Source organism: Nonomuraea sp. NPDC049725, from assembly GCF_040674795.1.
GTDB lineage: Bacteria > Actinomycetota > Actinomycetes > Streptosporangiales > Streptosporangiaceae > Nonomuraea > Nonomuraea ceibae.
This window is the reverse complement of record NZ_JBFANJ010000001.1, coordinates 331,069-350,654: the sequence shown is the minus strand read 5'-3', so window position 1 is coordinate 350,654 and position 19,586 is coordinate 331,069. Positions and strand designations below refer to the sequence as shown.

Here is a 19,586-nt window from a genome sequence, read left to right as displayed (position 1 = left end):
GCCCGGAGAGCCGGGGCCTCCTCAGGCACCGAATCGACGGGAGACACCAATGGTGGGGGTACCTCTGGCTCGGCGTACCAGGAAACGGTCCCGGCCGACGCGGATCGACGCCGTGCTGGGCTACGCCGCACTGGGCTGGCCGAGCGTGCCGGGAGCCTTCCCGCTGCGGCGGGGCACCCGAGCGTGTTCCTGTGACCGGCTCGGCTGTCCCGACCCGGGCGCGCACCCCATCTCCCCCGCCTGGAGCATTCAGGCCACCACGGACGCCACCCAGCTCACCCGCTGGTGGCAGCGCGAGCCCGAGGCCAACGTCATCCTGCCCACGGGGCGGGTGTTCGACGTCTTCGACGTGCCCCTCGCGCTCGGCCTGTCGGCCCTCACCCGGATCGACAACGCAGGCGCGGACTCCGGCCCGGTCGCCGCAAACGGCGACCGGGTCTTGTTCTACGTGGCCACGCGCGGCAACCCGGAGGACGAGGACGAGTGGTGGTCGTGCCAGCTCGACTGCGACCCGGCCACGATCGAGGACACGCCGGGGCTGCGCTGGCACTGCCGCGACAGCTACGTGCTGGCCCCGCCCTCCACGCTGCCCACCGGACAGCCGGTCTCGTGGCTGCGCCCGCCCGACGGCCGGCCGCTGCCCGACCCGCTCCGCCTGCTTGAGTGGCTGGCCGACTAGGGGACTAACCTGGTCTGGTGAGCCGTACACGCATCTCCGAGGACCTGTTCGCCCGCGCCAGCGCCGTCGTGCCGGGGGGTGTCAACTCGCCGGTCCGCGCGTTCGGGGCGGTGGGCGGCACTCCGCGTTTCATGGCCTCCGGGCAGGGCCCGTACATCACGGACGTCGACGGCAACCGCTACGTCGACCTGGTGTGCTCGTGGGGCCCGATGATCCTGGGGCACCGGCATCCGGCCGTGGTGGAGGCCGTGTCGCAGGCGGTGGCCCACGGGTTCTCGTACGGGACGGCCACGCCGGGCGAGGTGGAGCTGGCGGAGGAGATCGTCCGCCGGGTCGCGCCGGTGGCGAAGGTGCGGCTGGTGAGCTCCGGCACCGAGGCGACGATGAGCGCGGTGCGGCTGGCGCGCGGGTTCACCGGACGGTCCAAGGTGATCAAGTTCGCCGGGTGCTATCACGGGCACGTGGACGCGCTGCTGGCCTCGGCGGGGTCGGGCGTCGTGACGTTCGGGCTGCCGGACACGCCGGGGGTGACGGGGGCGTCGGCGGCCGACACGATCGTGCTGCCCTACAACGACGTCAAGGCGGTGGAGGAGGCGTTCGCCTCGGCCGAGATCGCCTGCGTCATCACCGAGGCGTGCCCGGCCAACATGGGCATCGTGCCGCCGCTCGACGGGTTCAACGCCCGGCTGCGCGAGCTGTGCACGGCCAACGGGGCGCTGCTCATCGTCGACGAGGTGCTGACCGGCTTCCGCGTCTCGCCGTCGGGCTGGTACGGGCTGGACCCGGTGGAGGCCGACCTGATGACGTTCGGCAAGGTGATGGGCGGCGGGCTGCCGGCGGCGGCGTTCGGCGGCCGGGCCGAGGTGATGGCCCATCTGGCGCCTGAGGGTCCCGTCTATCAGGCGGGCACGCTGTCGGGCAATCCGCTGGCCTGCGCGGCCGGGCTGACCACGCTGCGCACGCTCGACGCCGACGCCTACGCGAAGGTCGGCGCGGCCGCTTCCGCGGTGGCGCGGGCGGCCACCGAGGCGCTGTCGGAGGCGGGGGTGCCGCACCGGCTGCAGACGGCGGGCAGCCTGTTCTCGATCTTCTTCACCGACCGGCAGGTGACGAACTTCGCCGACGCTCAGACGCAGAGCACGGCCGCGTACAAGGCGTTCTTCCACGCGATGCTCGACCGGGGCGTCTACCTGCCGCCGTCGGCGTACGAGGCGTGGTTCCTGTCGGCGGCGCACGACGAGGAGGCGCTGGAGCGGGTCGCCGACGCGCTGCCCGCCGCCGCCAAGGCGGCCGCCGCGGTCCTCTGATTGGCGAACAGCACCCCGGCCACGATGAGCACGGCCGCCACCGCCTTGAGCCAGGTCAGCGGCTCACCGGTGAAGAGGGCGGCCGACGACATGCCGAAGACCGGCACGAGCAGCGTGTACGGGGCCACGGTCGAGGCGTCGTAGCGGCGCAGCAGATAGCCCCACACGCCGAAGCCGCCGAGCGTCGAGACGAACGCCACGTACGCCAGCGACAGCCAGCCCTCGGCCGGGGCGGCGAGTGACGGGACGCCCTCGACCAGCAGCGACAGCAGCAGGAGCGGGGGCGCCGACAGGGCGCTCACCCAGACCATGAAGCGCAGGGAGTCGGGCGGGGCGGCCTTGCGCTGGGCGACGTTGCCGAGGCCCCAGGCGGCGGCCGCGGCCACGCAGAGGGCGAAGGCGCCGGCCGGGCCCGAGAGGCCGAAGTCGACGGCGACCAGGGCCAGGCCGCCGAAGGCGACGGCCAGGCCGGCGACGCGACGGGCGGTGAGCCGCTCGCCGAGGAGCGTCACCGCGAACACGATGGTGAACAGGACCTGCGCCTGCAGGACCAGGGAAGTCAGCCCGGCCGGCATCCCGGCGCGCATGCCGATGAGCAACAGCCCGAACTGGCCGACTCCGAGAGTGGCAGCCACCGCGCCGACCCATCGCCAGGGAACTCCGGGCCGCCCCACGAGGAGCAGCGCGGGCAACGCCGCCAGCGCGAACCGCAGGCCCGCGTACAGCAGGGGCGGGAAGTGCTCCAGCCCCACCTGCATGACGACGAAGTTCACTCCCCAGACGGCCGCGAGGCCGACGGCGAGGGCCAGGTGGCCAGGTCTCACGCGGCGGACGTCTTGCGGTAGCGGATGCGCTGCTCGCGGGCCTGCTCGGCGAGGGCCTTCAGGTAGGAGGTGGTCTGGTGGGTCTGCTTCTTCGTCTTAAGGATTCGCATGCATATATTTTCCAACGCTACACCTTTAACGACAAGCGAGACTTTCTATGCTTAACCCTTTAGACTGGCTTACATGTTGGACTTGAACCGGCTCAAGGCCCTACATGCCGTGCACGTCTACGGCTCGGTCGGCGCCGCCGCCGACGCGCTGATGGTCACGCCGTCGGCCGTCTCGCAGCAGATCGCCAAGCTGGAGCGCGAGACCGGGGCCAGGCTGGTCGAGCGCAACGGGCGCGGCGTACGGCTGACCGACGCCGCCGGGCTGCTCGCCGAGCACGCCGAGCGCATCCTGGCCCTGGTCGAGACCGCCGAGGCCGACTTCGAGGCGCTGCGCGGCCAGGTCGTCGGCCGGCTCAACGTGGGCGCCTTCCCCACCGCCGCGCGCGGCCTGATGCCCGCCGCGCTCGCCGAGCTGCGCGAGCGCCACCCCGACCTGCTCATCCAGCTGTACGAGCGCGAGCCCGAGCGGGTGATCCGCGAGGTGGCCAGGGGCGAGCTCGACCTGGTCATCGTCCAGGACTGGCTCAACCGGCCGATCGCCATCCCCGAAGGACTGTCCAGGAAGTCGCTGCTCGAAGACGTGGCCGACGTGGCCGTCCCGGCCGACCACCCGCTGGCCGGCCACAAGGAGATCGCGCTGTCGGCGCTCCAGGGCGAGCGCTGGATCAGCTCCACGCCCGGCACGATCTGCCACGACTGGCTGGTGTTCACGCTGCGCAGCGCCGAGGTCGAGCCGGAGATCGCCTGCATGGCCGACGAATACCCGACCCACCTCGCCCTCGTGGCCGCCGGGCTGGGCTGCGCGATCGTGCCCAGGATGGGCCGCGACCCGGTGCCCGACGGCATCCGGTTCATTCCGATCCGCCCTGGCCAGAGCCGCCGCATCTACGCGCTCTGGCGCACCGACGCCGCCCGCCGCCCCGCGATCCGCGCCACCGTCGAGGCGCTCGTACGCTCCAGCAGCCGCCACGAGAACGCCTGGGCGGTCACCTAGGACAGGGCGATGGCCACCAGGCCGCCCAGGATGACCCCCGCGGCCGGCAGCCGGTGGTCTCCTTCCGACCGGCCAGACTCCATCCACCCGCGAGCCGGGCCCGGCGAGCGGCTAAGCTGAAGCCCACCATGGCTGAAACCACTGTCGTTCACCTTTTGCGCCACGGTGAGGTGCACAACCCTGGCGGCATCCTCTACGGCAGGCTCCCTGGTTACCACCTGTCCGAGACCGGCCAGCTGATGGCCAAGACCGTCGCCAAGTCCGTGGCCGGGCGCGACATCGTCGCCCTCTACAGCTCGCCGCTGGAGCGCGCGCAGGAGACCGCCGCGCCGCTGGCCGCCACGCTCGGCCTCGACATCGTCAGCGACGACCGGCTGCTGGAGGCCGGCAACCTGCTGGAGGGCCGGATCTCCGGGCCCGGCCTGCAGTTGCTGCGCAGCCCGCGCAACTACCGCTACTTCTGGAACCCGATGCGGCCCTCGTGGGGTGAGCCCTACCCGGTGATCGTCGCGCGGATGAAGTCGATGGTCGAGGACGCCAGGGAGGCGGCGCGCGGGCACGAGGCGGTGCTCGTCAGCCACCAGCTCCCGATCTGGGCGATCCGGATGGCGGCCGAGGGCCGGCGCAGGCTCTGGCACGACCCTCGCCGCAGGCAGTGCGCGCTGGCCAGCCTCACCACGTTCACCTTCGACGGCAACCGGCTCGTCAGCGTCGGCTACAGCGAGCCGGCGGGGTCGCTGGACCGGGGACCCAGCGTCCCGGGCGCATGACAGCGCCGGTAGAGTTGCAAGCTCTACCGCTTGTAGTACAAGGAGATCATCCTCCCGTGCGCGCGACGTCAATCTCACTGGCCCTCATCGCCGTCCTGGCCGCGGGCTGCGCGGGCGACCAGGGCGGTCAGCCTGCGGCAGGTGACACCCGCTTCGTCGCCGGCGACGGGAAGATGCAGGTGTTCGCGGCGGCCGAGCGCGAGCCGGCGCCCGCCGTCGAAGGGCCCACGCTGGAGGACGGCACCGCCTCCCTGGCCGCTCACAAGGGCAAGGTCGTCGTGCTCAACTTCTGGGCCTCCTGGTGTGGGCCCTGCCGGGCCGAGGCGCCCGTGCTCAAGGAGGTCGCGGCCAAGACCAAGGGCACCGGCGTGGAGTTCATCGGCATCGACTTCAAGGACCGCAAGGCCGACGCGCTCGCCTTCGAACGCACCGAGAAGACCGGCTACCCGAGCATCTTCGACCAGCCCGGCAAGATCGCGCTCGCCTTCCAGGGCACGGTGCCCCCCGCGGCCATCCCGTCCACGCTGATCATCGACAAGCAGGGCCGGATCGCCGCCCGGGCGCTCGGCGCCGTCCGCTACACCGACCTGATGGACACGGTGACCAAGGTGCGCGATGAGTGACGTGGTCGCGTCCGGCTCGCTGCTGCTGGCGGTGCCGATCGCGGTGCTGGCCGGCGTGGTCTCGTTCCTGTCGCCGTGCGTGCTCCCGCTCGTCCCCGGCTATCTGTCGTACGTCACGGGCATGAGCGCCGACCCCAAGCGGGGGCGGCTGGTGCTGGGCACGCTGCTGTTCGTGGCGGGGTTCGCCGCCGTGTTCGTCGTCAGCGGGGCGCTGTTCGGCGGGCTCGGCGCGGCGCTGCTCGGCAACGCCGAGATCATCACGCGGGTGCTCGGCGTGCTCACGATCCTGCTCGGGCTGGCGTTCCTCGGGGTGGTCCCCGGGCTGATGCGCGACGTGCGCATCCACAGGATGCCCTCCGCGGGGCTGGCCGGCGCGCCGCTGCTCGGCGTGGTGTTCGGGCTGGGCTGGACGCCGTGCATCGGCCCCACCCTGGCCGTCGTCCTCACCCTCGGCCTCAACGAGGGCAGCGCCTCGCGGGGCGCCCTGCTCGCCGTGGCCTACGCGCTCGGGCTCGGGCTGCCGTTCGTGGCCGCTGCCCTGGCCTACAGCAAGGCGCTGCACACGTTCCGGGCGATCCGCAAGCACTCGCGCCTGATCACCCGGATCGGCGGCGGCATGATGGTGGCCGTCGGCATCGCGCTGGTCACCGGCCTCTGGGGAGAGATGATCGCCACCATGCAGGGCCTGATCGGCAACTTCCGGCCGGTGATCTGATGAGCGTCGACGAGCTGGAGAGGGAGCGCGCGGCCAAGCCCGCGGGCATGGGCCTGACCGGCTGGCTGCGCTGGTGCTGGCGCACGCTCACCTCGATGAAGACCGCGCTCATCCTGCTCTTCCTGTTCGCGCTGGCCAGCGTGCCCGGCTCGCTGATCCCGCAGCGCAGCGTCGAGCCCGACAAGGTCGCGCTGGTCTACAAGGACAGCCCGGCGCTGGCCGAGTGGTACGACCGCTTCCAGCTCTTCGACGTCTTCACCTCGGTCTGGTTCGCGGCCATCTACCTGCTGCTGTTCACCTCGCTGATCGGCTGCATCATCCCGCGCACCGCCACCTACCTGCGCGAGCTGCGCCGCAAGCCGCCGGCCGCGCCGCGCAACCTGACCAGGCTGCCGCACTCCGCCTCCTTCGACGGCGACCTCACGGTCACCGAGGCCGCCAGGCGGCTGCGCAAGCTGCGCTTCCGCGTGGAGACCGGCGACGGCTGGGTCGCCGCCGAGAAGGGCTACCTGCGCGAGACCGGCAACCTGCTCTTCCACATCGCGCTGCTCGGCGTGCTGGTCGCCGTCGGCTTCGGCTCCCTGTACGGCTACCGGGGCAACGTGCTGGTCGCCGAGGGCGACGGGTTCGCCAACACCGTGGCCGCCTACGACCGGTTCATCCCCGGCCCCCAGGTGTCGGCCGAGTCGCTGGAGCCGTTCAGCTTCGAGATGACCGACTTCCAGGCCACCTACCAGGTCGAGGGCGAGAAGCGCGGGCAGGAGCTCGACTACTCCGCCTTCCTCAAGGTCACCGACGCTCCCGGGGCCGCGCCCCGCGACTACGAGCTCAAGGTCAACGAGCCGCTGGAGGTCGACGGCACCCAGACCTACCTCATCGGCCACGGCTACGCCCCCGTCTTCCGCGTCACCGACGCCAAGGGGCACGTCGCGTTCGAGGGGCCGGTGCCGTGCATCATCGCCGACAAGCCCACGCTCACCTCCGACTGCGTGGTCAAGGTCCCCGACGCGCAGCCGACCCCGCTCGGCTTCCTGATGCGCTTCCTGCCCACCAGCGTGCCGCTGACCGACGGCAGCTACGCCTCGGCGTTCCCCGGGGCCATCCAGCCCGGCGTGCAGGTCCTGGGGGCGTTCTCCGGCGACCTCGGCATGCGCTCGGGGGAGCCCCGGTCGGTCTACGAGCTGGCGCCGCCCGAGCTGATGAAGAAGCTCAAGCCGCTGGTCATGGGCAAGGACGTGCCCGCGCCGCTGGCTCCCGGCCAAACGCTCGACCTGCCCGACGGGGCGGGCAAGCTGGAGTTCGTCGAGGTCAAGGAGTGGATGACGCTCCAGATAGCCTACGATCCCGGCCGGCTGCCCGCGCTGCTCGCCGCCTCGACGGCCACCGTCGCCATCGTGCTCTCGCTGGTCATCCGGCGCCGGCGGGTGTGGGTGCGGGTCAAGGACGGCACCGTCGACGTGGGCGGGCTGACCCGCACCGAAGGGTCCGCGGCCGGGTTCGCGGAGGAGTTCGACGACATCGTCAAGGTTCTAGCAGCAGGAGACAAGGATGAGCGCTGAACCACTCGCGGAGCTGAGCGACCTGTTCGTGGTCGCGGCAGTGCTGCTCTATCTGTTCGCGATGGTGGGCTTCGCGCTAGAGCTGGCCTTCGGCCGCGCCCGTGCCGACGCGCCCGTCAAGGGCCGCGCGCGCACCCCCGTGACGGTGGGCGCCGCCTCCTCCTCGGAGGCGGAGGCCGGTGCGCCCTCCGACGACGCGCCGCAGCAGCCCGTCCCCGCGTTCGCCCTGCGCGGCGGGATCGCCGGGCTCGTCCTGGCCTGGCTCGGCTGGGCGGCCAACCTCGGCGCCATCGTCACCCGCGGCCTCGCGGTCGACCGGTGGCCGTGGGGCAACATGTACGAGTTCATCGTCGCCATCTGCTTCGCCGCCGTCTCCGCGTTCCTCATCACCCAGACGCGCACCAACATCCGCTTCCTCGGCGGGTTCGTCATGGTGCCGGCGGCGCTGGGGCTGGGGCTCGCGTCCAAGGTCTTCTACACCTCGGCCGGGCCGGTCGTGCCCGCGCTCAACTCCTACTGGATCGCCATCCACGTCACCGCCGCCATCATCGCCAGCGGGCTGTTCGTGCTCGCGGGCGTGGCGGGGGTGCTCTTCCTGGTGCGCGGCGACGGGCTGTCGCGGCTGCCCGCCAAGGCCGAGCTGGAGAAGGCGGCGCACCGGGCGATCGTGCTGGCGTTCCCGCTGTGGACGTTCGCCGTCATCGCGGGCGCGCTGTGGGCGGACCGGGCGTGGGGCCGCTACTGGGGCTGGGACCCCAAGGAGGTGTGGTCGTTCATCACCTGGGTCGGCTACGCGGCCTACCTGCACGCCCGGGTGACGGCCGGGTGGCGTGGCCGGGCGGCGACCGTCGTGCAGCTCGTGGCGTTCCTGGCGCTGCTGTTCAACCTGGTCGGCGTCAACATCTTCATCGAGGGTCTGCACAGCTACGCCTGAGGCTGAGAGCGCTGTGGAGGCGCTCCGGGCGGTTCCCTCCGCCCGGAGCCTCGCTCCGCCTTCTGGGGGCGTCTGCGGCGCTTCCAGAAGGCGGACGCTGAAAAGATTTACCTGAAAGAGTGGGTGACAGGCGTTTCGGAGGGGCGGTTACTTCTCTTCGCCGCGCATGCGACGGTCGAGTTCGCGAAGGAAATCGGGGTCGTCGTCGGGGCCCTTGGGGATGCCCGCGGTGGAACGCGGCTGCACCGGCCAGGACTCCTGGATGGGCCGGGGACGTCCGCGCAGCATCCAGAACAGCCCGCCGATGAGGGGAAGCACGGCGACGACGATGAGCCACACGGCTTTCGGGGAGTGCCTGACCTCTTCCTCGGGGGTGGTGATGACGTCGAACAACGTGAACAGCCAGAAGGCCAGCAGAGCCAGGCCGACAATGACACCTGCCATGCCCCGAACTGTAAGCCATCTCCAGCGTGTTCGTGCCACCTGATGTCGCATTTCGGATGACTGGCGAAGATCAGCGTCGTACCGTGGAACCCGATTCGGCGCCACGGGGCGGTGAGGGGTGCGATGGCCATTTCCAACGACAAGGGGCGCCATCGGCGAGGTCGCTGGTGGCGGCGCGGGTCGTACCTCTTCTCGCGCCGCACCGAGGCCCCGCCCGACGCTGACCGGTCCTTCTGGGCCAACGCGCGGGGAGCCTATCGGCGGGGCCACAGTGAGGTGGGCCGGGCCGCCGGGGAGGGCACGGAGACGCCGGGCTTCCGCCGGCGCGAGCGCGAGCGCCGCGACCAGCCGGCGCGCCGGCCCGACGCCGACCGCCGTCCCTGGGAGGGCGGGGGACCGGACGAGCAAGGGAGGCGGCGGCCGGAGCGGACGCCCGCCACGGCCCCGGAGCGGCCCCGCTACACGTGGCAGGACTTCGAGCTCGACGGCTCCCACGCGCGGGCCCGGCCGCATCCGCCCGACGTGCCGCCGCTGGGCGACGGGCTGCGGCACTGCGGGAAGCTGGAGGCGATCCTGCACCGCCAGTGGGACGCCCGGCTGGGGCCGCCGCCGCCTGATCTCGTCCGGGCCGTGGAGAGCCTGGCCAGGCTGCCCGACCGGCTGAAGGAGCGGCTGGCCGAGGGGCTGGAGGGCATCTACGTCGGGCCGGGCGGCGTGCCGGACCTGGACGACATGGGCTATCTGCGCGGCGCGCCGCTGCCGTCGGGCCGGGCCACGTGGGACGTGTGCGCGGGCGCGTACGGGGACCGGAAGGTCGTGGTGGGGGACCGGCCCTCGCCGACGCCGGACGTGATGATGCACGAGGTCGGGCACGCGATCGACGACATCGATTCGGTGTTCGGCGTATGGGTGTCGGACACGCCGGAGTTCGTGGCACTGTTCGAGAGGGTCACGCCGCTGCTGGCGTCGTCGTTCCACCGCCAGGGCGGGGGGCTGGGCCGCAAGGAGTTCTTCGCCGACGCGTTCGCCGCCATCGCCTCACGGCAGCGCCCCGCGCTGGTCGACATGCTCGGCGGCAACACGCGGATGGCGCTCGACGTCATGCTGTTCTTCAACCGGCGCTACGGAATCTAGGTGATCGGCCATGTACGTCATCCGGCTCGCTGACGGGACCCTGCGGGTGCCGAGGAGCCTGGCCAGCGAAGACGGGCGCCTGATCGGGAACGCGTATGTCGAGGTGGAGCCCGGCGAGCCCGGTTACGACGAGTGGTTGCAGGAGTCGTTGACCGAGGAGGAGGCGGCCGAGCGGCGGCGCCGCTGGGCGGAGGAGAACGACGAGCTGGAGCGGGAGTTCCTGGCGTACAAGGCCGACCAGGACGGCGACTGAGAGGCAGGATTCCGCCAAGGCGCCAGCCACGGTCGGCGGATGGCGCCTTCCCGCGCTCGCCTTACGGATGGGCCGGCGAGCACGCCGTCTCGGTGATCCTGGCTGGCAGGATCACCGACTGGGCGGTACGTCAAACACGCGGGGACTCCCCTGTCGGCCTGTCGGCCGTCAGAACGTCCTCGCCTCGAAGAAGGGCGTGCACTTCCGATTCACGGAAGCGCCGGTGCCCTCCGGGGGTGCGGATACTGCTGATGCGGCCTGCCGCAGCCCAGCGCGTAACCGTCTTTGGGTCTACCCGGAAGAGGGCGGCAACCTCTCCAGGGGTCAGCAGACGCTCGCTGCTACTCTCCACCAATCTCTCCCCCTCGCATCCCGCTTCCTGCCAGCGGGCGGACAGGTAACCAGTGTGTCGAGCGAAGCCTGATTTATCCGTGGTTTTCTGCAAAGATCACGGGTTGTTATCAGCTGACTGCCCGATTGTTATATGATAGAGCCTCTTTGGGGCTCTCGTGGGTGTTTCTTTACGAAACACCCTTACTGGGCACAGTAGCAGCGCTCGTGCCCGATGCGAAGAGCGACCGGAGGCATGGGCCGAGTAATCTCGAACCCGTGCATCCCGTTCTCGTTTACACGTTGTCCAGGATCGGCCTGTTCGGCATCGCCTTCTTGGTGCTCTGGCTCCTCGGCGTGCCGAACCTGCTGGTCCTGCTGGTGGCCGCGTTCGCGCTCAGCGGCATCGCCAGCTATGTCCTGCTCTCCAAGCAGCGCGACGCCATGAGCGCGCGCATCAGCGGCAGGATCGACCGCGCCAAGCCGCAGGACGACTAGGGCAGAGGGAACATGCCAATCCGGGCATGGTACTCCCGCCCGAGTCGGGTTGTGTCGCTACCGACTAGTAGTCCTGTCCTGTTCGCCAGAAAAGCCTTGACGCCGATCCCGCGCTCGCGGCCGGGATTCCAACTGAGCGCCTTTCCCGTCCGTGGATGAATGGCCCCGATGCCCTCGCGCGGCACCGCCCCCGGGCCGGCCGAGTCATGGCCCTGCGGATTGTCCAGCCAGCGCTGATGCCCTCCGACGTAGACCGCGCTGCCCGTGACCGACACCGCGTAGAGCGAGTCGCCGCCTGTCTTGTTGACCCAGGTGGGCTTGACGTTCCTGCCGGTGGCGTACGTCTCGAACCTGGCCGCGCTGTCGCACGTCCCGCGCCTGGGCCCGCCGGTGGTGACGACCACGAAATACCGGCCGTCGGGCGCGAAGTCGAGGCCGCGCACGTACCACGGGAAGACGTCCATGCACTTGCCTGTGTACGCGTCGGTCCGCCACGGGGCGAGCTTGGGCGCCGGGCCGCCGATGTCGATGAGGCCGAGCTGCGGCCGTGACTGCCCGTCGAGCGTGGTGAAGCTGCCGTCGACGGCCAGCCGGTCGGCCGTGGCGGCGATCGCGTGCACCCGGACCCGCCGGCTCAGCGGATCGCCCGGCGTGATGGTGAAGGCGGGGTCGGCGCGGCCGGTCGTGGCGTCGAGCCGGGCCAGCGCGGTGCGCGGGCGGGTGAAGTCGCCGCCGGCGTAGAGGTGGGCGCCGCGCCTGGCCAGGGTCGCGACCGCGCCTCCGGAGACGGCCGGGCGGAACGAGGGCACCGGCCGGCCGGTCGCCAGGCTCACCTGCGCCAGCGACCTGGCGCGGTGGCCGTCGACCTCGTGGAAGTCGCCGCCGACGTAGACGGTGCCGTCGTCGCCGGCGGCCAGGCTGTGCACGGGCCCGCCCACGCCGGGGGCGAAGCGGGGCAGCACCCGCCCGGTCGTCAGGTCGAAGGCGAACAGGTTGTCGCGCCGGTAGGTGGTGGTCCTGGTGGCGTCGGCGACCGCCGAGAACGAGCCGCCGACCACCACGGTGTCGCCGACGAGCGTGATGGCGTTGACGATGCCGTCGAGAACGTGCGGGGTGTGGTCGACCGGGTTGGCCGAGACCACGCGAGGGTGCGCGGCGGGGGCCGCTGCGATGATCGCCGCAAGGGCGACTCGGGCAAGCATTTGCCCATTCTTAGCAGACGCAATGTAGTCGTGCCGCTACTTTCCGTTGATTGTCGGGAATGGCCCTAGGCTGTTCTGCATGACGCGCGCTCAGTTGGACAAGCAGCCGGACGAGGTCGCCGCGATGTTCGATCGCACCGCCCGGCGCTACGACCTCGTCAACGACGTGATCTCGATGGGCCAGGTCAGGGTGTGGCGCAAGGCCGTCGCCGCGGCCGTCGACGCCGGGCCGGGGGAGGTCGTGCTCGACCTCGGAGCCGGCACCGGCACCTCGACCGACACGTTCACGACGCTGGGCGCGCGGGCGATCGCCTCCGACTTCTCGCTCGGCATGCTGAGCACCGGCGTGCGCCGCCGCGGGCGCAACGCGCTCACGGGCGAGGGGGTGCCGTTCGTCGCGGGCGACGCGATGCGGCTGCCGTTCGCCGACGACGTCTTCGACGCGGTGACGATCTCGGTGGCGCTGCGCAACGTGCAGGACACCGGCCAGGCGCTGCGCGAGATGCTGCGGGTGACCAAGCCGGGCGGCCGGCTGGTGATCCTGGAGTTCTCGCACGTGACGTTCGCGCCGTTCGATCTGGTCTACCGCGAATATCTGATGCGGCTGCTGCCGAAGGTGGCCAAGATTTTCGGCTCCAACGACGATTCGTACGAATATCTGGCCGAGTCGATCCGTGACTGGCCGGACCAGGCGACGCTGGCGCGCATCATCCAGGACGCCGGATGGCGGCGGGTCGCCTGGCGCAACCTCGACTTGGGGATCGTGGCCATGCACCGCGCGTTCAAAGCCGCGTGATCTACTAGGCTCTGACGGCCCCCCGGCTGCCACTTTGTCCAGGAAAAGGGTTAGACTGCGGGCCGACAAGTTTGTGAAGGGGTTCACAAAGGAACGAAGGCGAGACACCCCGAGGCCAGGCCTTCGAGCGTGTAGGACAGGACAGTCCAGTGACCGTGCCAGCAGTTGACGCTGACGTCATCGTCGTCGGCGCCGGTCCCGCCGGTTCCGCGACCGCCTTCTACCTGGCCCAGGCGGGTCTCGACGTGCTGGTCCTGGAGAAGACCCGCTTCCCCCGGGAGAAGGTCTGCGGTGACGGCCTGACCCCGCGAGCCGTCAAGCAGCTCCTCAACATGGGCGTCGACGTCGACGCCCCCGGCTGGGTGCGCAACAAGGGCCTGCGCGTCGTCGGCGGCGGCCTGCGCTTCGAGCTCGACTGGCCCAAGCTGGAGCGCTTCCCCGACTTCGGTCTCGTACGGACCCGCCAGGACTTCGACGAGATCCTGGCCGCCCACGCGGTCAAGGCCGGCGCGCGCCTGATGGAGGGCGTGACCGTCACCGGGCCGGTCCTCGACGACCGCAGCGGCCACATCACCGGCGTCACCACCAAGGACGGCACGGTCTACCGCGGCCGGCTGGTCGTGGCCGCCGACGGCAACAGCACCCGGCTGGCTCTCGGCATGGGGCTGCAAAGGCGCGAGGACCGCCCGATGGGCGTGGCCGTGCGCACCTACTTCACCAGCCCGCGCCACGACGACGACTACCTGGAGACGTGGCTGGAGCTGTGGGACGACCAGACGCTGCTGCCCGGCTACGGCTGGGTGTTCGGCGTCGGCGACGGCACCGCGAACGTGGGGCTCGGCCTGCTCAACACCAGCACCCACTTCAAGAACATCGACTACCGCGACCTGCTGCGCCGGTGGTGCCGGTCCATGCCCGCCGAGTGGGGCTTCACCGAGGAGAACATGACGGCCCCCATCCGCGGCGCCGCGCTCCCGATGGCCTTCAACCGGCAGCCGCACTACACGCGCGGCCTCCTGCTCGCCGGCGACTCCGGCGGTTCGATCAACCCGTTCAACGGCGAGGGCATCGCCTACGCCATGGAGACCGGCGAGATCGCCGCCGAGGTCGTCGCCAAGGCCCTCAAGGGCACCACCCCGGCGCAGCGAGAACGTGTCCTGCGGACGTATCCTCAGACGTTGAAGGACGCCTATGGCGGATATTTCACGCTGGGCAGGTTGTTCGTGCAGGCGATCGGGAAGCCGGGTGTGATGAGCTTCGGCACCAGGCACGGGCTTCCCCACCCGAGGCTGATGCGCTTCGCGCTCAAACTCCTTGGTAATCTCACCGACCGGCGAGGCGATGCGTCGGACAAGATCATCAACGCACTCTCGAAGGTCGCGCCACGAGCATGAATCCCACACCCATCCATAGATCAGGCTGCGCGCCCGCGCGCGCGGCGACTCCGGAGGAGGCGTAGCGATGGACCTGTACGTGCCCATCCTGGTGCTCGCCGTTCTCGCGGGGGGCTTCGCGATCTTCTCGGTCGCCATCGCCCCCTTCACCGGTCCCAAGCGCTGGAACCGCGCCAAGCTTGACGCCTACGAATGCGGCATCGAGCCGACGCCCCAGCCTGTCGGTGGCGGACGGTTCCCGCTCAAATACATGATCACGGCGATGCTCTTCATCGTCTTCGACATCGAGATCATCTTCCTCTACCCGTGGGCGGTCTCGTTCGCTCCGCTCACCAACGACGCGGGCAGCGTGATCTCCTCCGGCCTCGGGGTGTTCGCGCTCGTCGAGATGCTGCTGTTCATCGTCACCGTGCTCGTGGCCTACGCGTACGTGTGGCGCCGCAAGGGTCTGGACTGGGACTGAAAATGGGACTTGAAGAGAAACTCCCCAGCGGGTTCATCCTCAGCACGGTCGAGCAGGCCGCGGGCTGGGCGCGCAAGAACTCCGTATGGCCCGCCACCTTCGGGCTCGCCTGTTGCGCCATCGAGCTGATGGCCACCGGTGGCCCCCACTACGACCTGGCGCGCTTCGGCATGGAGCGCGCTTCGGCGTCTCCCCGGCAGGCCGACCTGATGATCGTCGCCGGCCGCGTGTCGCAGAAGATGGCTCCCGTCCTGCGGCAGATCTACGACCAGATGGCCGAGCCCAAGTGGGTCATCGCCATGGGCGTGTGCGCCTCCAGCGGCGGCATGTTCAACAACTACGCCATCGTGCAGGGCGTCGACCACATCGTGCCCGTCGACATTTACCTGCCCGGCTGCCCGCCGCGCCCGGAGATGCTCATCGACGCGATCGTCAAGCTGCACGACAAGATCCAGAACATGAAGTTCGGCGCGCACCGGGCCAAGCAGATCGAGGACCTCGAGCTCAAGGCGCTGCGCACGCTGCCGCTGATCGACCAAGGGGCCGCCAAGTGACCTCCCCTGACAACCTCCCCGAGGTCCCCGGCGCCGAGGTGCCCGAGGTCGCCAAGACCCCCGAGGCGCCCGTCGCCCGGCGCGGCATGTTCGGCGCCGCCGACTCCGGCGACACCTCCGGCTACGGCGGCCTCGTCGTCCGCCGCGCGCCGCAGATCTCCACGCCGCGCCCGTACGGGGGCTACTTCGACGAGCTCGTCGACGCTCTCGGCCTCGACGACGCCATCGAGCGCGTGGTCGTCGACCGCGGCGAGCTGACCCTGCACGTCAAGCGGGAGCGGCTGGTCGAGGTCTGCCAGAAGCTGCGCGACGACGCGGCGCTGCGCTTCGAGCTGTCGCTGGGCGTCACCGGCGTGCACTACCCGCACCTGGCGGGCGAGGAGCTGCACTCGGTGATCCACCTGTGCTCGATCACCCACAACCGGCGCGTCCGCGTCGAGACGAGCTGCCCCGACGCCGACCCGCACATCCCGTCGACCGTCGGCGTCTACCCGGGCCACGACTGGCACGAGCGCGAGGCGTACGACTTCTTCGGGATCGTCTACGACGGCCACCCGGGCCTGACCCGGATCATGATGCCGGACGACTGGGACGGGCACCCCCAGCGCAAGGACTACCCGCTGGGCGGCATCCCGGTCGAGTACCGCGGGGCGACCATCCCCTCGCCCGACCACAGGAGGTCATACGCGTGAGCGAGTTCTTCGAGCAGCGCGTTGACGACCGGAGGGAGGATCACTCGTGAGCACCGCATATGACGAGGCGACCGAGGGCAAGGTCTACTCGGTCACCGGCGCCGACTGGGACGAGGTCGTCAGCGGGGTCCGCGACTCCGACGACGAGCGCCTGGTCGTCAACATGGGCCCGCAGCACCCGTCCACGCACGGCGTGCTCCGCCTGGTCCTGACCCTCGACGGTGAGACGGTCACCGAGGCGCGCGGCGTCATCGGCTACCTGCACACCGGCATCGAGAAGAACATGGAGTACCGGACGTGGACGCAGGGCACCACGTTCGTCACTCGCATGGACTACCTGTCGCCGATCTTCAACGAGACGGCCTACTGCCTGAGCGTGGAGAAGCTGCTCGGCATCGAGGACCGCATCCCGGACCGGGCGCAGGCCATCCGCGTCATGATGATGGAGCTCAACCGGATCGCCTCGCACCTGGTCGCGATGGGCACGTTCGGCATGGAGCTCGGCGCCACCACGCCGTTCCTGTTCGGCTACCGTGACCGCGAAATGGTCATGGAGCTGTTCGAGTACATCACCGGACTGCGCATGAACCACGCCTACGTGCGGCCGGGCGGCGTCAGCGTCGACCTGCCCGCCGGAGCCGTGGACAAGGTCGGCGAGTTCCTCAAGGAGATGCCCAAGCGGATCAAGGACATCCGCAAGCTCCTCGACGAGAACCCGGTGTACGTCCGCCGCACCAAGGACGTCGCCTACCTCGACCTGACCGGCTGCATGGCGCTCGGCATCACCGGCCCCATCCTGCGGGCCGCCGGCCTGCCGTGGGACCTGCGCAAGTCGCAGCCCTACTGCGGTTACGAGACCTACGAGTTCGACGTGGCGACCCAGCGCGGCTGCGACGTCTACTCCCGCTACCTCGTGCGCATGCAGGAGATGGAGGAGTCCCTCAAGATCATCGAGCAGGCCCTGGACCGGATCGCCGGCCCGCTCAAGGGCGACCCGGTGATGATCGAGGACAAGAAGATCGGCTGGCCCGCGCAGCTCGCGCTCGGCCCCGACGGCTTCGGCAACTCCCCCGACCACATCGCGCACATCATGGGCAGCTCCATGGAAGCCCTGATCCACCACTTCAAGCTGGTGACCGAGGGCTTCCGCGTGCCGGCCGGCCAGGCCTACGCGCCGATCGAGTCGCCCAAGGGCGAGCTCGGCGCGCACGTCGTCAGCGACGGCGGCACCCGGCCCTACCGCGTCCACTTCCGCGAGCCGTCGTTCTGCAACCTGCAAAGCTTCCCCGCCATGGCGGAGGGCGGCCAGGTCGCCGACGTGATCGCCGCGGTGGCTTCTATCGACCCCGTCATGGGAGGTGTGGACCGGTGACTTATTCACCGGAAGTCCGCGAGCGTCTCGAACGCGACGCCAAGGAGATCATCGGCCGTTACCCGAAGACGCGGTCGGCGCTGCTTCCGCTGCTGCACCTGGTGCAGTCCGAGGACGGCTACGTCTCCGACGACGGGCACGAGTTCTGTGCGGAGATGCTGGGCCTGAGCAAGGCGGAGGTCGTCGGCGTCTCGACCTTCTACACCATGTACAAGCGCAAGCCCGCCGGCGAGTATCACGTCGGCGTCTGCATCAACGCGCTCTGCGCCGTCATGGGCGGCGACGAGATCTGGGACGAGCTGTCCGAGCACGTCGGCGTCGGCCACGAGGAGACGACCGGCGACGGCAAGATCTCGCTGGAGCGCCTGGAGTGCAACGCGGCCTGCGACTTCGCCCCGGTCATGATGGTCAACTGGGAGTTCTTCGACAACCAGACGCCCGAATCGGCCAAGCAGCTCGTCGACGACCTGCGTGACGGCAAGGACGTGCGGCCCACCCGCGGTCCGAAGAAGCTGTGCACGTTCAAGGAGGCGTCGCGGGTGCTCTCCGGCCTGCCCGACGAGCTGGCGGGCGACGGCCCCTCGGCCGCCGGCCCCTCGCTGGAGGGCCTCAAGCTGGCCAAGGCCAACGGATGGAAGGCCCCCGAGGCATGAGCACGACCCTGACACCGGTCCTGACCGCCAACTGGGACCGCCCCGACTCCTTCACCATCGACGGCTACGGGCCGTACGAGGCGGCCAAGAAGGCGCTGGGCATGGACCCGGACGCCGTCATCCAGGCCGTCAAGGACTCGGGCCTGCGCGGCCGCGGCGGCGCCGGCTTCCCCACCGGCATGAAGTGGGGCTTCATCCCGCAGGGTGACGGCAAGCCGCACTATCTCGTCGTCAACGCCGACGAGTCGGAGCCGGGCACCTGCAAGGACATCCCGCTCATGATGGCCAACCCGCACTCGCTGGTCGAGGGCGTCATCATCACGGCGTTCGCGATCCGCGCCAACCACGCCTTCATCTACGTGCGCGGCGAGGTGCTGCACGTCATCCGGCGGCTGCACGCGGCCGTGCGCGAGGCGTACGAGAAGGGCTATCTCGGCAAGGACATCTTCGGCACGGGCTACGACCTGGAGCTCGTCGTGCACAGCGGCGCCGGGGCGTACATCTGCGGCGAGGAGACGGCGCTGCTGGACTCGCTGGAGGGCTTCAGGGGTCAACCGCGGCTCAAGCCTCCGTTCCCGGCTGTGGCGGGCCTTTACGCCTCGCCTACTGTCGTGAACAACGTCGAGTCCGTGGCCAGTGTTCCCTCGATCATCGCCAACGGGGCCGACTGGTTCGCCGGGATGGGCACCGAGAAGTCCAAGGGCTTCGGCATCTTCTCGCTGAGCGGCCACGTCACCAGGCCCGGCCAGTACGAGGCTCCGCTCGGCATCACGCTGCGCGAGCTGCTCGACATGGCGGGCGGCATCCGCGCCGGGCACCGGATCAAGTTCTGGACCCCGGGCGGCTCGTCCACGCCGATCTTCACCGACGAGCACCTCGACGTGCCGCTCGACTTCGAGGCGGTCGGCGCGAAGGGCTCCATGCTCGGCACCCGGGCGCTGCAGATCTTCGACGAGACCACCTGCGTGGTCCGCACGGTGCTGCGCTGGACCGAGTTCTACGCCCACGAGTCGTGCGGCAAGTGCACGCCGTGCCGTGAGGGCACCTACTGGCTCAAGCAGGTGCTCAAGCGCCTGGAGAAGGGTCAGGGCACCGAGGACGACCTGTCGACGATCACCGACATCGCCGACAACATCCTGGGCCGCTCGTTCTGCGCGCTCGGCGACGGCGCCACCAGCCCGATCCACTCCTCGGTGAAGTACTTCCGCGAGGAGTACCTCAAGCACTTCGAGGTCGGCGGCTGCCCGTTCGACGCGAAGAAGTCCACTCTGTGGGGTGACCAGTGA

Annotated in this window: 22 protein-coding genes and 1 pseudogene; 19 read left to right on the top strand and 4 right to left on the bottom strand. The window is 70.2% G+C overall.

The window, feature by feature from the left end; all coding sequences use genetic code 11:
* The first annotated feature begins 49 nt into the window (after window positions 1–49).
* The gene (locus AB0J53_RS01870; RefSeq protein WP_219504444.1) at window positions 50–679 is read left to right on the top strand and encodes a bifunctional DNA primase/polymerase; all 630 of its coding nucleotides are present in this window, start codon (window positions 50–52) and stop codon (window positions 677–679) included.
* 17 nt (window positions 680–696) lie between these two features.
* Window positions 697–1,986 (top strand): glutamate-1-semialdehyde 2,1-aminomutase, encoded by a 1,290-nt coding sequence (gene hemL, locus AB0J53_RS01865; protein WP_219504446.1) that lies wholly within the window; start codon window positions 697–699, stop codon window positions 1,984–1,986.
* 59 nt (window positions 1,987–2,045) lie between these two features.
* Here hemL and AB0J53_RS01860 read toward each other — a convergent pair.
* Window positions 2,046–2,744 (bottom strand): annotated as a pseudogene (locus tag AB0J53_RS01860) (EamA family transporter); the annotation flags it as partial.
* A gap of 249 nt (window positions 2,745–2,993) precedes the next feature.
* Between AB0J53_RS01860 and AB0J53_RS01855 the strand changes: the two are divergent.
* From AB0J53_RS01855 to ccsA, 6 genes are all read left to right on the top strand, one after another.
* A complete protein-coding gene (locus AB0J53_RS01855; protein ID WP_219504448.1) occupies window positions 2,994–3,914 on the top strand; it encodes a LysR family transcriptional regulator in 921 nt (306 codons plus the stop codon).
* Window positions 3,915–4,042: 128 nt separating this feature from the next.
* The gene (locus AB0J53_RS01850; protein WP_219504451.1) at window positions 4,043–4,684 is read left to right on the top strand and encodes a histidine phosphatase family protein; all 642 of its coding nucleotides are present in this window, start codon (window positions 4,043–4,045) and stop codon (window positions 4,682–4,684) included.
* Between the two features lie 56 nt (window positions 4,685–4,740).
* Window positions 4,741–5,307 carry a TlpA disulfide reductase family protein gene (locus AB0J53_RS01845; protein WP_364167882.1) on the top strand — a complete coding sequence of 189 codons (567 nt, stop codon included), beginning with the start codon at window positions 4,741–4,743 and terminating at the stop codon, window positions 5,305–5,307.
* On the top strand, window positions 5,300–6,022 hold the full coding sequence (locus tag AB0J53_RS01840) for a cytochrome c biogenesis protein CcdA (RefSeq protein ID WP_219504455.1): 723 nt from the start codon (window positions 5,300–5,302) through the stop codon (window positions 6,020–6,022). The genes AB0J53_RS01845 and AB0J53_RS01840 overlap by 8 nt, the downstream gene beginning before the upstream one ends.
* Window positions 6,022–7,581, top strand: a complete 1,560-nt coding sequence (locus tag AB0J53_RS01835; protein ID WP_364167880.1) for a cytochrome c biogenesis protein ResB — start codon at window positions 6,022–6,024, stop codon at window positions 7,579–7,581. The genes AB0J53_RS01840 and AB0J53_RS01835 overlap by 1 nt, the downstream gene beginning before the upstream one ends.
* Complete coding sequence (ccsA, locus tag AB0J53_RS01830) at window positions 7,571–8,515, top strand: cytochrome c biogenesis protein CcsA (RefSeq protein WP_357584704.1); 945 nt, start codon at window positions 7,571–7,573, stop codon at window positions 8,513–8,515. Before AB0J53_RS01835 ends, ccsA begins: the two co-directional genes overlap by 11 nt.
* A 147-nt stretch (window positions 8,516–8,662) precedes the next feature.
* Here the strand turns inward: ccsA and AB0J53_RS01825 are convergent, their stop codons facing one another.
* Window positions 8,663–8,959 (bottom strand): PLD nuclease N-terminal domain-containing protein, encoded by a 297-nt coding sequence (locus AB0J53_RS01825; protein WP_219504470.1) that lies wholly within the window; start codon window positions 8,957–8,959, stop codon window positions 8,663–8,665.
* A 123-nt stretch (window positions 8,960–9,082) separates the two neighbouring features.
* Here AB0J53_RS01825 and AB0J53_RS01820 point away from each other — a divergent pair, with 123 nt between their 5' ends.
* Window positions 9,083–10,093: a hypothetical protein gene (locus AB0J53_RS01820; RefSeq protein WP_364167878.1), complete on the top strand. Its 1,011-nt coding sequence runs from the start codon at window positions 9,083–9,085 to the stop codon at window positions 10,091–10,093.
* A gap of 10 nt (window positions 10,094–10,103) precedes the next feature.
* Complete coding sequence (locus AB0J53_RS01815; protein WP_219504474.1) at window positions 10,104–10,346, top strand: hypothetical protein; 243 nt, start codon at window positions 10,104–10,106, stop codon at window positions 10,344–10,346.
* A gap of 130 nt (window positions 10,347–10,476) precedes the next feature.
* Here the strand turns inward: AB0J53_RS01815 and AB0J53_RS01810 are convergent, their stop codons facing one another.
* The gene (locus AB0J53_RS01810) at window positions 10,477–10,698 is read right to left on the bottom strand and encodes a BldC family transcriptional regulator (protein ID WP_181616591.1); all 222 of its coding nucleotides are present in this window, start codon (window positions 10,696–10,698) and stop codon (window positions 10,477–10,479) included.
* Between the two features lie 257 nt (window positions 10,699–10,955).
* Here AB0J53_RS01810 and AB0J53_RS01805 point away from each other — a divergent pair, with 257 nt between their 5' ends.
* Window positions 10,956–11,174 (top strand): DUF4229 domain-containing protein, encoded by a 219-nt coding sequence (locus tag AB0J53_RS01805; protein ID WP_364167875.1) that lies wholly within the window; start codon window positions 10,956–10,958, stop codon window positions 11,172–11,174.
* Here the strand turns inward: AB0J53_RS01805 and AB0J53_RS01800 are convergent.
* Complete coding sequence (locus tag AB0J53_RS01800; protein WP_219504477.1) at window positions 11,171–12,376, bottom strand: hypothetical protein; 1,206 nt, start codon at window positions 12,374–12,376, stop codon at window positions 11,171–11,173. The two genes, AB0J53_RS01805 and AB0J53_RS01800, sit on opposite strands and share 4 nt — an antisense overlap.
* Before the next feature lie 79 nt (window positions 12,377–12,455).
* Between AB0J53_RS01800 and AB0J53_RS01795 the strand changes: the two genes are divergently transcribed.
* The 8 genes from AB0J53_RS01795 (at window position 12,456) to nuoF (ending at window position 19,586) form a co-directional block, all read left to right on the top strand.
* The gene (locus AB0J53_RS01795; RefSeq protein ID WP_219504479.1) at window positions 12,456–13,172 is read left to right on the top strand and encodes a demethylmenaquinone methyltransferase; all 717 of its coding nucleotides are present in this window, start codon (window positions 12,456–12,458) and stop codon (window positions 13,170–13,172) included.
* Window positions 13,173–13,321: 149 nt separating this feature from the next.
* On the top strand, window positions 13,322–14,566 hold the full coding sequence (locus AB0J53_RS01790) for a geranylgeranyl reductase family protein (RefSeq protein WP_219504481.1): 1,245 nt from the start codon (window positions 13,322–13,324) through the stop codon (window positions 14,564–14,566).
* 67 nt (window positions 14,567–14,633) lie between these two features.
* Window positions 14,634–15,029 (top strand): NADH-quinone oxidoreductase subunit A, encoded by a 396-nt coding sequence (locus AB0J53_RS01785; RefSeq protein ID WP_219504483.1) that lies wholly within the window; start codon window positions 14,634–14,636, stop codon window positions 15,027–15,029.
* Between the two features lie 2 nt (window positions 15,030–15,031).
* The gene (locus AB0J53_RS01780) at window positions 15,032–15,583 is read left to right on the top strand and encodes an NADH-quinone oxidoreductase subunit B (protein WP_219504486.1); all 552 of its coding nucleotides are present in this window, start codon (window positions 15,032–15,034) and stop codon (window positions 15,581–15,583) included.
* Window positions 15,584–15,621: 38 nt separating this feature from the next.
* Window positions 15,622–16,275, top strand: a complete 654-nt coding sequence (locus tag AB0J53_RS01775; protein ID WP_364168539.1) for an NADH-quinone oxidoreductase subunit C — start codon at window positions 15,622–15,624, stop codon at window positions 16,273–16,275.
* A gap of 46 nt (window positions 16,276–16,321) precedes the next feature.
* Complete coding sequence (locus AB0J53_RS01770) at window positions 16,322–17,647, top strand: NADH-quinone oxidoreductase subunit D (RefSeq protein ID WP_219504490.1); 1,326 nt, start codon at window positions 16,322–16,324, stop codon at window positions 17,645–17,647.
* Window positions 17,644–18,300 (top strand): NADH-quinone oxidoreductase subunit NuoE, encoded by a 657-nt coding sequence (gene nuoE, locus AB0J53_RS01765; RefSeq protein ID WP_364167872.1) that lies wholly within the window; start codon window positions 17,644–17,646, stop codon window positions 18,298–18,300. Before AB0J53_RS01770 ends, nuoE begins: the two co-directional genes overlap by 4 nt.
* A complete protein-coding gene (nuoF, locus tag AB0J53_RS01760; RefSeq protein ID WP_219504495.1) occupies window positions 18,297–19,586 on the top strand; it encodes an NADH-quinone oxidoreductase subunit NuoF in 1,290 nt (429 codons plus the stop codon). Before nuoE ends, nuoF begins: the two co-directional genes overlap by 4 nt.